The following is a 14,767-nucleotide window of genomic DNA, read 5'->3' on the forward strand; positions in this document are numbered from 1 at the left end:
AAAGTATCAATTCCTGCCACGCTTTGGGCATTGGCTATCAATCCATAGTCGACTGATAAGCCTTTAATTCGACTTTCGACCGGAATTTTTTTGTCCGTCAGACAAGTAATATTGTGGCTGAGAACTACTACCAGATGTCCGTTGGAAGCAATCATGCCCGAAACATGGGTCGATCCATTAGATATCTCGCGTCAGTTGTGACTAAAATAGATCTCCGTATTTCCTTCTCGATTCCCCCTCACTTCAGCTGGAAGAACCCCACTCATGAAGTCTCTTGTGCCTGTTTGGGCTGGCTTGTTGCTTGCCTGCGTGCTGACGTCGTTTGCCTCGGCAGAAACCAAGAAGCCTAACATCATCGTGATCATGGCCGATGACCTCGGCTACGGTGATGTGGGTTGCTACGGTGCCAAGGCCTTAGCTACTCCTCACATCGACGCACTGGCCAGCGATGGTTTGAAGTTCACCAGTGGCTACTGCTCGACCTCGACCTGTACGCCAACTCGGTTCGCGTTTCTGACCGGCATGTATGCGTTCCGCCAGGCCGGCACCGGCATCGCGCCGCCAAATGCGACCTCGATCATCAAGCCGGGCACCAAGACAACTCCAGACGTTCTGCAAGATGCTGGCTACAAAACGGCCGTCGTCGGCAAGTGGCACTTGGGCTTGGGGGAAGGAGATGGTCCTGATTGGAATGGCGAACTGAAACCAGGCCCACTGGAACTCGGCTTCGACTACTGCTTCCTGCTGCCCACCACCAACGATCGCGTACCCAGCGTGTACGTCGAAAACTATCGCGTGCGTGATCTTGATCCGAACGATCCACTGTGGGTGGGACGCACCAATCCTGATAACCAGCCGACGGGCATCACCGCGCGAGACACGCTTAAGCTCGACTGGAGCCATGGGCACAACAACACGATCCACAACGGTATCGGTCGAATCGGCTTCTTCTCCGGCGGCCATGCGGCTCGCTGGCGCGACGAAGATCTGGCCGACGAATGGGTCAAGAAATCGAACGAGTGGATCCGTGCCAACAAGGACGAACCGTTCTTCCTGTTCTTCGCTTCGCACGACCTGCACGTCCCGCGAATGCCCCACGAACGCTTCCAGGGCAAGACTTCCCTCGGACTGCGCGGCGACGCCATTGTTCAGCTCGACTGGTGTGTCGGCGAACTGGTGAAGACGCTCGACGAGTTGAACCTGACCGATAACACGCTGATCGTGTTCTGCAGCGACAACGGCCCCGTGCTGGACGATGGTTACAAAGATGGTGCCGTCGAAAAGCTGGGCGATCACTTGCCTGCCGGTCCTTATCGTGGTGGTAAGTACACACCGTTTGAAGGAGGTTGCCGCACGCCGTTCATCGTGAAGTGGCCAGCCGTGGTGAAGCCAGGGCAAACGTCCGACAAGATGATCACGACCACCGACCTGGGTGCGACCTTCGCCGAGATCGTCGGTCAGAAAGTGCCGGAAGGTGCATTGCCAGACAGCGAAGCTCTGGAAGCAACGCTGCTCGGTGAAGCGAGTGCCAAGGGACGCGACTACGTGGTCGAAGAATCGCCTCGCGGCATCGGCCTGCGTAAGGGCAACTGGAAGCTGGTTCGCCAAGGCAAGAACAAGAACCAAGGCTACACGCTGTACGATCTTTCGGAAGACGCCGGCGAAGAGAACAACGTCGCCAAGCAGAACCCCGAAAAGTTCGAGGAGTTGAAGAAGCTGCTGGCCCAGATCGAGGCCGGCAAGTAAGCAGCTACGAGCTAAGACTTACCCAAAAGAAAAAGCCAGGAGTGATTCGCTCCTGGCTTTTTTCGTTTCGGTCTATCGTTTCCGATTTGGCTTTGGTCCGTTTCCTGTCAGCGGGCCAGCCATGGGTGGCGTCTCGAAGAACTTGCCGTTGTCGATCACACGAGGATCGCCACTGGTCTTCAGTTCTTCCATCAACCGGGCCGTCAGTTCTTCTTTGACCTTCTCGTACTTCGGATCGTCGGCGACGTTCGTCATCTGATCCGGGTCGCTCTTCAGGTCGTACAGTTCCACGGCCGAGCGTTTCCCGAAGCAACGATCAAAAATCGGTTTCACTTCCGGATCAGCACGATGCATGACCATGAACGCCTTGGTAGGACCAGCGTCATCATCGGGAAAGGTCACGAAGGTCTTGTTGACCAGCTCGTCCAACGTGGGTGGGTTGTCGGTGCCCAGGTTGTAAGGATCCCCCATCGGCCAGCGATCTGGTTTGAAGTTGATGATCAATTGGTAGTCGGCTGTCTGGATGCCCCGCATCGGGTAAGGCAGATTGCCTTCGCGAGCCATCTCGACGTGACGTTCCCGCCCCGTGAATGCAGCCGTACGAGTTGGATCAACGAGTCCTTCCTGGTCTGATTTCAAAACAGGCCATAGACTTTTCGCGGTCATCACCTCGGGAATCTTCTCACCGCCAGCTTCCAGGAATGTGGGTGCCAGGTCCGGCAAGATCGTAAAGTCATCAACAACACGGCCGCCGTTCACCCCTGGCCCCGCAACCGCCAAAGCGACGTGGGTACCGAAGTCATACAAGTTGCACTTCCCTTGCGGGAAGCCAGGCGGGCCATGGTCACCACTGACGACAATCAGCGTGTTGTCGAGTTCGCCAGCTTCTTTCAACTGCTCAACGAGAATGCCCAGCGCCGCATCAAAGGCCTGGATCTCACCCAGGTAGTCGGCCAGGTCTTGGCGAACGACCGGGACGTCCGGCAGAAACGCAGGCATCTTTCCTTTTAAGTCGTCGGGATTGATGCCCCACAGCTTCTTGCCACTGCCGGCAATCCATTTGCGGTGAACGTTTGTTGGACCGAACCAGTAACAGAAGGGCTGACCTTCCTTGCGGTCTTTCAAAAAGTCGGAGAAGTTACCGCGAACTTGCTGATAGAGCTCCTGCTTCGCGTCGTCGGTCGACTTGCCTTGCGACATCAGGGCGGTGGCTCGCTGCGAGAACTGGTTGAACGATCCGCCGGCCTTTTGATAGGCGTACTTCCCACTTCCGTACGGTGCATCAACCGGCGTACCAGGGCTCCATACTTTGTAGGTTTCACCAATATGATAGCCAGCATCTCGTAGCAACAGCGGATAGCTGGGAATGGTCGGATCCCACACCGCCCCGCGAAGAATGGCCCCGCGGCCCGTTCGCCAGAAGTATTGCCCGGATAGCAGCGAACTGCGACACGGCGTACACGACGGAGCATTCACGAATGCATTCTTAAACAACACGCCCCGCTTGGCGAGTGCATCGAAATGAGGGGTCTTCACCACATCGTTGATGCCGCCTGGTTCAAGCTGCCCATAGATGCTGGCTTGTTTCCCCCAGTCATCGGCAAAGGCGAACAAGATATTCGGGCGTTTGGTTTCTTCCGCGTGAAGTCGGTTGGCAAGGCCTGTCAGGCAGGTAGCCATCAGCGCAAACAATAAGGTGCGTCGCAACATGTTGGGGCTGTCCAGAAAGAAGGTCTCGGCGAGTGAAAAGGAAGAATTTCATTCTAGACCGAAGCAGGCCATAACGCACGCGCGGAATCTACGACTGGTCAAATTGACGCACGATCTTCGTAAGCGTCTTGCGATAGTCGAAGTAGTCGACCTCCAATCGATGCCGGGCCGTCGCCAGGAAGTGCTCGCGTGAATTCAAGCCGATTCCGCCTGCTTGCTTCTGCTCACGAAACGAATCGGCAACCTTGCGACCTTCCTGCTTTGCTTTGAGAAAACGAGCGATGATTTGCGTTTGCAGATCGGTCAATTGCCACTGACCGCTATTGGGCTGAATCATACCGGCCACAAACAGCGTATCGTCGGTTGGATGAAATGCGTGCAAGTAAAGCTTGGGGACACCGTTGTGCGAGTTGAGCAGGTCATCCGCGATGAACGGAAATACGAGCTGGTATCCCGTCGCGAACACAACCACGTCGAACGCTTCGCGGCGGCCGTCGGTGAATTCGATCACCTCACCGTCGAAAGAACGAATATCAGGGAAGACCGCCAGCTTGCCGTGCCCCACATAGTAAGGAAGCTGCGAATTGATGATCGGGTGGGCATCAAACAAGCCGTGCTCCGGCGTAGGCAATCCGTACCGATGCGGCTTGCCAATCGTCCAGTCGACGACCAGCTGCGAGAGCCTGCGCTGCCACGACTTGGGAATCGGCCAGCGGCGAACGCGGTCTCCCACCACATCGGCCGGCTTACCCCGGATGAACTTGGGGAAGAAGTGGTATCCACGCCGCATGCTGATCGCCGCGGACTCGGCGTGGATCGCGGCCTCGACCGCAATATCACAGCCGCTGTTGCCGGCTCCGACCACGAGAATCCGCTTTCCTTCCAGTTGGCGATGATGCTTGTAGTCGTGAGCGTGAAGCATCTCGCCATTAAATTTCCCGGTTACGGTCGGCATCATTGGCTCGGCATGGTGGCCGTTGGCGATGACCACCGCATCGAACGTTTCGGTTAACTTCTCGGGAAAACCTTCTTTCTGCAGTTCGATCTGCCAGTTGGTATCTCGTTTTTTAATGTTAAGAACCGATGTACTTTTCCGAACAAAACGATCCAACTCAAAGCGTTCTGCGTAAAAGTGTAGGTATGCCAGCACTTCCCGGTGGCTGGGATACTCCGGATATTCCTCCGGCATTGGGCAGTCGACGAACTGCGTCATCCCCTTCGAAGAGATCAAATGGGTCGATTCGTAGACGCTGCTATGGGGCGATTTAATGTCCCAATTGCCTCCGATATTTGGATTGCGGTCAACCGCAACGGCGTCGATTCCGAGCTGGCGGAGGTTTTTTAGCGCAACCAAACCGGACGGTCCGGCACCGATTACGAGAACACGAAAATCATGCTGAGAAGTCATGTCGCCAATTGTAACGATTTTTTCAATTGTTCGAGATCGGTGCTACTGCGCGAAATTCTATGCCATAAATCGAGGGTGAATTTAGGGGAGTCTCGCCTTACCAATTGATGGTCATAACGTGACCATAGATATTTTTCACTTGAATGTAGGTATTTTACAGAAACCCTATCCTGCCATCGGTGTTTCAATTCTTAAATGCTACTTTTATTGCAATTCCTCGGTTACCTCGTAACCTTTTGATTTGTCGTGCTTTACGCTTGTGAGCTATGCTTCCTGGTAATTAAATGGCCACCTACGGCCTGCCGCACTCAAAAAATGTTGTCTTTTTGTCAAATCTCGAAATAATAAGTTTCTTAGGTAGCGAAATTCTTTTGTGAGAGGTTACAATTTCATTTCACGGGATATCGTTAACCAGGAGACCCCGGAACACCTCCTGCATTTCAGACCCACCGGCACTTCCCCTAAGGTGCCTACCCAACTAGACCCAAGTTGTCGAAAGAACTTTAGAAGAGGCTTTAGACATGCGTTTTAACAAGATCACTTCAGCCGAAGACTTTCAGCTGATCAATAGTTTCGATGAGGTGAAGCAACGCCTTCTCGATGATAAGAAGTATTCAGATCGTTTGGACAAGCCGCTCGCTTACTGGGCCCTTCCCAACGATCGCCGTTTGCCACTGGCCTTCCTCGGCCGCACAATCGGCGACCTGCTGGCGACTCCGTTCGACGAACTCTCGGCAACGCCAGGTATCGGTCAGAAGAAGATCAGCTCGCTGGTCACGCTGTTGAACCGAGCCACCAAGGAAGACGCCGGCTTCGAGCCTTCCCAGGCTGCTGCCAAGGAAGCTCCAGCAGACGACAGTTTCTCGACCAAGAGCCCGCTGGATGCTGACGGCAATTTCGATCCTTCCCTCGTTTCGGAAGTCCTGTGGCTTCGCTGGCGAGAAACGGTTCGTCGTCACAACCTGGGCAACGAACGGCTTGGCCGTCTGGCTCCGACGCTGACCGACCTGCCAACCGTCATCTGGAACACGCCGCTCGAATTCTACATGGGCCACAGCCTGGCCGAGATTCGTCGCCTGAAGACCCACGGCGAGAAACGCGTCCGCGTCGTTCTCGAAGTCTTCTATCGCGTTCACGAAACGCTCGACCTGGCTCAAGGTCAGCCACACCTGGCAATCGCTCTGCGACCTAAGATGGTTCCCGTCCTCGAAACTTGGGGATTGGATCGTCTGGCCAGTGAGTCGTCGCTGAGCCGTAGCGAAGTCATGGATCGCCTGACTCGCCCGATGCTGCAACAGATTTTGACCGATGCCGGTCAAACGGTTCATGACCTGGCCGCTGGCCGTCTGGGCATTGAATCGGCTCCGCAGAGCGTTCGTATGCAGGCCCGCAACCTGGGAGTTACCCGGGCTCGCATCTACCAGCTGCTGGAAGATTGCCAGAAGATCATGGCCGTCCGTTGGCCAGAAGGTCGTGCGATCCTCGAGTCGCTGTGCCGCAAGATCGAAGAAAAGCCAGGCGAAGCCGAAGCTTGCCAGTTGCTGACCGCAACGCGAGATCTCTTCTACGCTGTGAAGAGCGAAGAAGATGAAGCCGATGTGGAAGAATCGGAAGTTGCCAGCGTGTAACTTGCCGACTCGGCAAAACAAGAAAGCAAAAACGCGTCCAGGAATTCTGGACGCGTTTTTTTGTGTCTATCAGTTGTCTATAGCCAACCGCTTAGGCGGCGTGACGACGCAATCCCGGGCCAGACTGATCATGTCGCGGATCGAAGCGAAACGTCTGATCACGGCCTTCGATCACGGCTCGTACATCGTCCAGGTCAGGCAGGCGATGCAGAGCGGCTTTCGCATCCGCTTTCGCAGTCAGGGCAGACATCATGGTGGAAATCGAACCACTTCCCACACTACGCGAGAGCCAGCCCAACTTGCCCCCTGGTTTGCCGCGAGAAGCGAACCACTCTTGATGCCGCAGTTGAAGCGTCTTCGCCAAGCGAATCCGGTCGGCAGTCACGCGGTCCAGTTGGTTAGGCTCGTTCAAATAGACGTGCGATTCAGTTGCCACTTCGCATGCGCCACCCGCTTCGGCAACCCAAAGCCCGATGTCCAGGTCGGCCACTTGTTCCATCCGCGTACAGAAACCGCCCACCGCTGCTAGCAGTGAATAACGGTAGAAGCCGGCCTGCAGCATGGGCGCTTGCATCGTTGTTGCCGAGGCAGCGGCACGCAGACCGAAATCATCGGCCAGTACTCCATGCACTGGCTCGCTCGAGTCGGAGTAGTGCGTCTGTGGGGCAACTGCCATCACTTCACAGCGCTGGAAGCAGGCCAACGCGTGTTCCAGCCAATCTTCTTCCACGGTCGCTCCAGCGGCCAGCGTGTGGACGATAGGAGCCTTGCACATCGACCAGGCCACCGCCAGCAGTTCGACTTCGTTACGAGCTGCAGGAACTTCAATCAGGCGGACTTCATCAGCAATATCATAGGGGTCGTCGTAGTAACCAGAATGAGGCACGACAATCTCGCAATCGCTGGGACGATTCTCCAGCAGCGAGATCAGGGTCGTTTCCAGTCGGTGAGCGTTGTCGACGCTCGGAATGACGATCGAGACTTTCAGCACAGAATTATCCTTCTGCCGCGGCCTGACACTCAGGGGGAAGACCAAGGTACGCTAGGTAGGGCTAGTTGGCCGGGGCTCACGTTGGAATAATTCGGACCAAATGTGGTCACAAGTTTACCTGTTTTGCCTCAAAACCGACGATGCCGCTGGCAGAACAATGCAAAGATGCCAGGCTAGCAGCTAGCATCGTGTAGCCTGGAAGACTTAGGTAAACGATCCAGTTAACTGGCGTCGGCTTTCGGCTCGCTCGCCCACAGCTCTAACATTTTCAGAACCAGCTCGACTGCCTGCTCCATCTCGTCCAAACAAGCCCACTCTAGTGGCGAGTGAGGATTGTGCTGACCGGTCGATAGATTAGGTGTCGGTAATCCCATCGCGGTCAGCTGCGAACCATCGGTGCCGCCACGAATGACGCGTTTGTTGCAGGGTCGCTCCAGGGCACGATGGGCCTTCTCGGCGATCGGTACGGCCCGCGGTTCCTTTTCCAAGCCGTCTCGCAAGTTGCGATATTGCTTCGTGATGGTCACGTCGATCTCGCAGCCGGGAAACTCGCCTTCCACCTGCTTGGCCACGTCACGAATTAACTGCGCCTGCGCGTCCAGTTCGTCGGTCTCGAAGCTGCGGAGAAGACACTGAACGGTCGTTTCCGCGACGCCTCCCTCGACGATGTAGGGATGGATGAACCCTTCGCGTTGGTCGGTCGTTTCCGGCGAAAGCCGATCGGTGGGCAGCTTCGCGACCAGTGCTGACGCGACACGTACCGCGTTGACCATACGTCCTTTTGCGATCGAAGGATGAATGTTCACCCCCTTCACGGTCACCGTGGCCAGATCGGCCGAGAACGTCTCTTCGTTTAACTCATTCGCCCCAGGTCCATCCAATGTGTAGCACACATCGGCGCCCAGCTTCTTCAAGTCGACGTGATCGACCCCATGCCCGATTTCCTCGTCGCAGGTAAACAAGATCTTGAGGGTACCGATGTCAGGCCCTTTCCCTTCCAAGACCCGGTGGGCGACCTCCATGATGACCGCGATGCCTGCCTTGTCGTCTCCTCCGAGCAGCGTTGTGCCATCTGAAGTGATCAGCGTGCAGCCGTGCAGGTCGTTCAGCTCGGGGTTCTCACGAATCGTGATTACCTTCGACGGATCGCCGGGCAAGGGAATGTCTCCGCCGGCGTAGTCTTCAATGACTTGCGGTTTGACGTTAGCCCCGGTTGTTTCCGGCGAGGTGTCGACATGCGAGTTGAGTGCCACCACCGGGCATCCCATCACTTTTCCTTGAACCGTTCCGTAGACTAGCCCGTGCTCGTCCTGAGTCGCGTCGACGACCCCCATGTTGAGAAGCTCGTCGGTCAGCACTTTACCCAGCACCAACTGCCCGTCGCTGCTGGGGTACTTACCGCCAGGGTGGCCGGCAGTCGTATCGATCTGGGTGTATTTAAGAAATCGCTGGAGTAAACGTTCGCGGCTCATGGAGGTTCCTTTGAGGAAGCTGGGTCGGTTCCTTCCAGCTTAGTGAAACGGCGCGGAATTCGACACCCTCCGTCGTTATTCCCAAGGCGTTGTGATAGGTTGATGTTGTCGGAAAGGAATTTCAGCGAGTTCTCTGTGGAAAGGTTACCCAATGGCGGAAGCGGCGGTTCGATATCTGGTGTTCGATGTGGAATCGGTCGCCGACGGCAACCTCGTTTCCCGGCTGAAATATCCCGGCGAGGGGCTCTCGCCTGAGGAAGCCGTCAATCGCTTTCGTGCCGAGCTGCTGGAAGAAAAGGGAAGTGACTTCATTCCCTATACCTACCAGATGCCTGTTTCGGTCGCGATCGCCAAGCTCGACATCGAACTCAACCTGATCGACCAGGTGGTACTCGATGCCCCCAAGTTTCGCCCGCCGGTCATTACCGATCACTTCTGGCGTGGTTGGAAAGCGTACCGCCGGCCAACCTTCGTCACGTTCAACGGAAGGGCATTCGATATCCCGTTGATGGAACTGGCCGCTTTTCGGTTTGGACTAAGCGTGCCGGATTGGTTCAACCTGAACGCCAAGAACTTCGAGCAATCACGGTATCGCTACAACAACGATTCCCACTTCGATCTGTACGACGTGCTGACCAACTATGGGGCCAGCCGTTTCACCGGCGGATTGAACCTGGCCGCCAACCTGTTGGGCAAGCCAGGCAAGATGGAAATCGAAGGGCACATGGTGCAAGACTTGTATCATGAAGGGAAGCTCGACGAGATCAACGAGTACTGTCGCTGCGACGTACTGGACACGTACTTCGTCTTTCTTCGCTGCTGCGTGATGCTCGGCAAGGTGACGCTCGATCGCGAGCAGGAACTGATTCAACAAACCAAGACATGGCTGGAAGAACGCGCAAGCGAAACGCCCATCTATCAGACCTACTTAGAAGGTTGGGGCGACTGGGAAAATCCCTGGGAATCAGACTCCGGGGAGTAACGCTTGAACAAGAAAAAGAAGAAGAAAGCGGACGCTTCGCCAACTCCGAAGAAAGCGCGACGAATGATCTGGCTCTATGTGGCTCTTGGCATTTTGGCGGTACTTATCGTCGGGCCGATCGTGGTTCTCTCCATCTACGTCGACGACTGGTCGCGCGATCTATCTACCAACCATGCGGAAACCACGCGCAGTCATCCCAACCCCCTGCTGCAACCACTGACCGTCTCGGAAGACCGAACCGCTGCGACCACTCGCGTTACCGACGCAATCATGCAGCTGAAGAACTGGAGCATCGAAAGCATCACCACCGAAGGCAAACGCACGATCATCCACGCTACCCGTACGACGCCGCTCTTCAAGTTCACCGACGACATTCGCGTTTATCTGAATGACGTAGACGATGGCGTTCAGATCACGGCCACCAGCCAGTCTCGCGTGGGCAAAGGCGACCTGGGACAGAACCCTCGGAACATTGCCGAGCTGATGTCGAAAGTTCGGGGATAAGTCGAGCCATGAAGATCGGTCTGCACTGCCCTGAGGTTCCTGGCCATCTGAATCCGATGACGACGCTCGGCTGCGAACTTCAGCGTCGCGGCCATGAGGTGACCTTCCTGGGCTGTCAGATGGCCGAAAGCATCGTTCAGCGCAGCGGCCTTCCATTCTATGCTTTCGGTCCCGACGACCCGTTAAATGAACGTCTGGAACAATCCTTCCGCGAACTCGGCAAGACGTCGGGAATTCAAGGGATGATGATGACCGGCAAGATCTTCGGCATTCAAGCCAAGCTCGTCCGGAAGTACATCGATGAGGCCTTCAACATCATTCCTTTCGACGGCCTGGTCATCGATCAGGTCGCTCCGGCGGCCGCGATCCAGGCGGAAGCGGCTTCAATTCCCTACGCGGTCGCGTGCAACGCACTGGCCGTCTACTGGGATCCGTACATGCCTCCGCCACCGCTGCCATGGGACTATCGAACCGACTTCTACGGGCGAGCACGCAACGAAATTGCCAAACACCTGGTGCTGTGGGCCTATCGCCTGTTTGCCGCCGAGAAGCAGGTCGGTGTCGATCCGCTAAAGCTGATTCGTGATAACGATCAGGCCCTGATACACCTTGCCCAGCAGCCGGCCTTCTTTGAATACCCGCGTACGAAATACCCGGAGCGACTGCACTACACCGGCCCCTGGCATCGCTCCGCGCGTGACGACACATCGATCGAATTTCCCTGGGACTGGCTCGACGGTCGACCGCTCATCTATGCCTCGATGGGGACTCTACAAAACGCCGTGAGCCATGTCTTTCGTAACATCATCGATGCGGTGCGAGACCTGCCCATGCAGGTTGTTCTGAGCAAAGGGGGCGGCCAGGTCGACGTCGCAGGTCCCATCCCAGAAAACGTTCTGCTGGTCGAGAAAGCCCCGCAGCTTCGCCTTTTGGAAAAGGCCAAGCTGGTGATCACGCACGCCGGCATGAACACGGCCCTCGAGTGCCTCTCGCACGGCGTGCCGATGCTTTGTCTACCGGTCACCAACGATCAGCCTGGGGTGGCTAAACGAGCCGAGTACCTGGGCAATGGACGCGTGATTCCTGTCCGAAAGGTCACCACGCAGCGACTGCGAACGGAGCTGGACCGCATGCTGCAAGAAGACTCGTTCCAGCAGAAAGCAGATGAGTTCGCCGAGAATCTAGCCAGCTACGATGGCCTGGAGATGGCTGCCAAATTGATCGAAGAGGCAATGGACTCCCAAACAACGATTCTCAACCCCCAGCATGTGCAGCGTAATAAGAAATCGTAGCAACACCCCGCCGGGCAAGGTAAGCTGACCGGAAGTCTTAGAACTGCGTTACGATGCTCACGGGTCCTCTTCATTGCCGAAGGAACGCTTCGCATGAAGTACGAACATATCATGCTCGATGTGCCGGAAGTCGACTACATGGAGGTCCAAGAGTCGGTCAAGGATTGGCAGCTCGGCAAACGCGTGTACGTGGAGTACACCGGGCTTTCGCTCTGGGATGTCTTCACCGTGTTGCCGTTGGGCTGCACGGTGGCATTGCTAGTCCCTTCGCTGGTGCTCGTGGGCATCGGCGTCCTTGGCAGTATCAATGCCGACGACTGGAACATCTTGCTGCGCTACGCCATCTATGCCGGCATCGTGATCGCGGTGATCCTGGTTCTGTTGTACTTGATGTTTGTCGCTGGTTCCGGCAGCCGCTGGTGGCGTATGGATTGGGAGAACCAGCAACTGACCTGGAAAGGAGGCTCGGCCCCCTTCTCCAAGATCAACAAGCTGATCATTCGGATCGAAGGAGATGGCGGCGACGGTAAAGATCACCATGCACTCCTGGTAGCGGACGTTGGAAGAAGGCCGATCACGCTTTTTCATTGTCGCAGCCGCGAGCAATCGGCATTCGATGCGGCGGTAGTCCTAGCGACCGTCGGCCAACGATTGTCCGCAGCGATTGGGGTACCGTTAACCTTCGAGGGAAAAGGCAAACTTCCTGCCGACAAGATCCTCGGCAAGACGCTCACCGACCAGCAGATTGCCGAAAAGTATCGTCAACTGGGCGATCGGGTTCGAGGGTCGATGTCTCTGTGCGAGTACAAGGGTCTGCTCGACGAAGCAGAAACCCATCGAGCCGAGGCCTCGCATCATTACATGCAGGCGTTGAAGCTCAATCCATCCGACGCCGAAGCGATCCTCCGGCTCGGAGAACTTTCGGACGATCCCTCCATTCGCCAATCGGCCATGGAAGCCGCCCAGCAGGCCAATCCCCAAAGCCAGGCACCACTGCTTGAGAAAGCACGTCAATTATTCTTTCGTGATCAGTTCCAGGAGGCGATTGATCTATATACCCAGTTGATCCGCGACCAGCCGTCGATCGATGGGTATGAAGGTCGGGCAGGCGTTTACGAGTATCTCGAACGATACGAAAACGCCGTGGCCGATCTGACGGCCGTAATCGATCTCGACCCGAGCGAGTTCAACTACACGCATCGAGGCGATATTCTGTTTGCCTGGGCCAAGCGAGTCGACCGAAAGGATATCTTCGCACAAGCCTTGGCCGACTACGAGAAGGCGCTCGAGGCTTCCCCCGATGATGAACCGTATCAAACCACGCGTTGCCAAATTCTTAGTAAGATGGGTCGCACCGACGAAGCCTTGGCAGGCCTCGATCAAGTGATCCGTGATCATCCCGATGAGTTTCATCCCTTGACCGTTCGGGGCGAAATCTATTTGGAGCAGCATTCGGTCGACGCAGCGATCGACGATTTCACCATCGCGATTCGTCTTCTGAAGAAGGAAGACCCCGGTGGTGATTCTGACGCCAAGGACTTCTTCGATACGGCACTTGCCTACGCCTATAAGTTCCGTGCGCAAGCCTACCGACTTAACAATCGCAACAACGACGCCGACGAAGACGAACGTCGATTCCAGGAACTATACGGCCAACGCTGACATGACCGACGACCCCATCGCAGATCAACTACGCAGCCTGGCCCGAAGCGAAGAAAGTCTCAAGTCGGACGAAGCCAGGAAGTCGCTTCAGGCCGCGTTGTCGCACGCCTCGAATCGTACCGTGCAGCGAGCTGCCAACATGATCGCCGAGGCGGAAGACGCTTCGCTGACCGCCGACCTGGTCAAAGCGTATTGGCGGCTCAAGCGAAACCCGCTGAAGAAAGACCCCGGCTGCCTCGGCAAGACGGCCCTCGTGAAGGCGCTCGTTCAGGTCGAATACGCCGACATGGAAGTCTTCCGCGACGGCATCCACTATTGCCAGATCGAACCGCACTGGCAAGGCGAGATCGACTCGGCCGCCGAAATCCGCGGCGTTTGCGCGATCGGCCTGGTTCACTTTGCGCCAGCGATAGAAGTGTTGAACCGGTGCGCGGTTCTATTGAGCGACCAATGGCCGGAAGCACGACTCGGTGCGGCTCAGGCCCTGGGAGCACTCGGCCAGATCGAAGGGGCTCCCCTGCTCCGCTTGAAGCTGCTAACGGGAGACACCCAGGCCGAGGTTCACGGCGAATGTTGTTCCGCGATGCTCAAAGCCGATCGCGAAGAAGGCCTCGCGTTCGTTCAACAGTTCCTCACTTCACCTGACCCCGATCAATGTGTGCAAACGGCCTTGGCGCTGGGTGAAGCCCGCCTGCCAGGCACGTTCGACATTCTTCGAAGTGCGTGGGGACGCCGGTCGGAATTGAATGTTCGCGAAAGCTTACTGCTTTGCATTGGTCTTTTGCGAACGACCAAGTCGCAAGACTTTTTGCTTTCCCTGATCGACCGGCGAGACATCCGCACGGCGGCCGATGCCGTGAAAGCCCTACGCCTGAATGGCCCGATGGGTGATCTTCGGGAGCGAACGGAAGCAGCGGTCGAAGCCACCGAAAGTGACGCACTACTGCGTACGTTTCGGGAAGAGTGGTTGAACTAGCAGACGCATTCCCGTGAGCAACCTGGAAATGTGTTGAATTCTCTCCGGTGCATTCCAAGCACGGGACACGAAGTGCGAAGAGCATACCAGGGGCATCTTACGACTTATGTAGCTAATCACACTGCGGAACGAATTGTGCTACCTAGATTCGATCTTTGTTACCAAGGCATGCAAGGAATTCTGGCATCCCTGTGTTTAATCGCTCTTTGCCTTAGCGAAGTCATCTTCGGCTGGATTGGCGACGCGTTATGGGTTCGCATCGCTTACGGACTGGCGGCTCTCCTGCTGGGAGTCCCCATGCTGTCGGTGAGTCTCGCTAAGATCTACCTCGGAATCAGCGGCGACGTGAGAACCAACAACTTGCCACGTATCTTTCAACGAAAGTAAAGCAGCCGT

The 14,767-nt window shown here is 56.2% G+C and carries 12 protein-coding genes; 8 read left to right on the plus strand and 4 right to left on the minus strand.

Annotated features, from left to right (window positions below; translation table 11 throughout):
* Positions 1 to 264 precede the first annotated feature (264 nt).
* Positions 265 to 1,746, plus strand: a complete 1,482-nt coding sequence (locus PSR63_RS10120) for a sulfatase family protein (RefSeq protein ID WP_274332941.1) — start codon at positions 265 to 267, stop codon at positions 1,744 to 1,746.
* Between the two features lie 72 nt (positions 1,747 to 1,818).
* Here PSR63_RS10120 and PSR63_RS10125 read toward each other — a convergent pair whose 3' ends face one another.
* Both PSR63_RS10125 and PSR63_RS10130 read right to left on the minus strand, forming a co-directional pair.
* Entirely contained in the window at positions 1,819 to 3,456 is a 1,638-nt protein-coding gene (locus tag PSR63_RS10125; RefSeq protein WP_274332943.1) for a sulfatase family protein, read from the minus strand.
* Between the two features lie 88 nt (positions 3,457 to 3,544).
* Complete coding sequence (locus tag PSR63_RS10130; RefSeq protein WP_274332945.1) at positions 3,545 to 4,864, minus strand: flavin-containing monooxygenase; 1,320 nt, start codon at positions 4,862 to 4,864, stop codon at positions 3,545 to 3,547.
* A gap of 521 nt (positions 4,865 to 5,385) precedes the next feature.
* Between PSR63_RS10130 and PSR63_RS10135 the strand changes: the two genes are divergently transcribed.
* Positions 5,386 to 6,492, plus strand: coding sequence for a hypothetical protein (locus tag PSR63_RS10135; protein WP_274332947.1), 1,107 nt, complete (start codon positions 5,386 to 5,388; stop codon positions 6,490 to 6,492).
* A gap of 91 nt (positions 6,493 to 6,583) precedes the next feature.
* Here the strand turns inward: PSR63_RS10135 and PSR63_RS10140 are convergent, their stop codons facing one another.
* Positions 6,584 to 7,483, minus strand: coding sequence for a hypothetical protein (locus tag PSR63_RS10140; protein WP_274332949.1), 900 nt, complete (start codon positions 7,481 to 7,483; stop codon positions 6,584 to 6,586).
* Positions 7,484 to 7,704: 221 nt separating this feature from the next.
* Positions 7,705 to 8,955 (minus strand): peptidase T, encoded by a 1,251-nt coding sequence (gene pepT, locus PSR63_RS10145; RefSeq protein WP_274332951.1) that lies wholly within the window; start codon positions 8,953 to 8,955, stop codon positions 7,705 to 7,707.
* Positions 8,956 to 9,106: 151 nt separating this feature from the next.
* On the opposite strand from pepT, the gene PSR63_RS10150 reads away from it, so the two are divergent.
* The 6 genes from PSR63_RS10150 to PSR63_RS10175 all read left to right on the plus strand — a co-directional run bounded on the left by PSR63_RS10150 (position 9,107) and on the right by PSR63_RS10175 (position 14,758).
* Positions 9,107 to 9,937, plus strand: coding sequence for a 3'-5' exonuclease (locus PSR63_RS10150; protein WP_274332952.1), 831 nt, complete (start codon positions 9,107 to 9,109; stop codon positions 9,935 to 9,937).
* Between the two features lie 3 nt (positions 9,938 to 9,940).
* Positions 9,941 to 10,441 (plus strand): DUF1499 domain-containing protein, encoded by a 501-nt coding sequence (locus tag PSR63_RS10155; protein ID WP_274332953.1) that lies wholly within the window; start codon positions 9,941 to 9,943, stop codon positions 10,439 to 10,441.
* Between the two features lie 8 nt (positions 10,442 to 10,449).
* Positions 10,450 to 11,733 (plus strand): glycosyltransferase, encoded by a 1,284-nt coding sequence (locus tag PSR63_RS10160; protein WP_274332954.1) that lies wholly within the window; start codon positions 10,450 to 10,452, stop codon positions 11,731 to 11,733.
* Between the two features lie 93 nt (positions 11,734 to 11,826).
* Positions 11,827 to 13,395: a tetratricopeptide repeat protein gene (locus PSR63_RS10165; protein ID WP_274332956.1), complete on the plus strand. Its 1,569-nt coding sequence runs from the start codon at positions 11,827 to 11,829 to the stop codon at positions 13,393 to 13,395.
* A gap of 1 nt (position 13,396) precedes the next feature.
* Positions 13,397 to 14,371, plus strand: a complete 975-nt coding sequence (locus PSR63_RS10170; protein WP_274332958.1) for a HEAT repeat domain-containing protein — start codon at positions 13,397 to 13,399, stop codon at positions 14,369 to 14,371.
* A 135-nt stretch (positions 14,372 to 14,506) separates the two neighbouring features.
* Positions 14,507 to 14,758, plus strand: coding sequence for a hypothetical protein (locus PSR63_RS10175; RefSeq protein ID WP_274332960.1), 252 nt, complete (start codon positions 14,507 to 14,509; stop codon positions 14,756 to 14,758).
* The last annotated feature ends 9 nt before the right edge of the window (positions 14,759 to 14,767 follow it).

This window comes from Bremerella sp. P1 (genome assembly GCF_028748185.1).
Lineage (GTDB): Bacteria > Planctomycetota > Planctomycetia > Pirellulales > Pirellulaceae > Bremerella.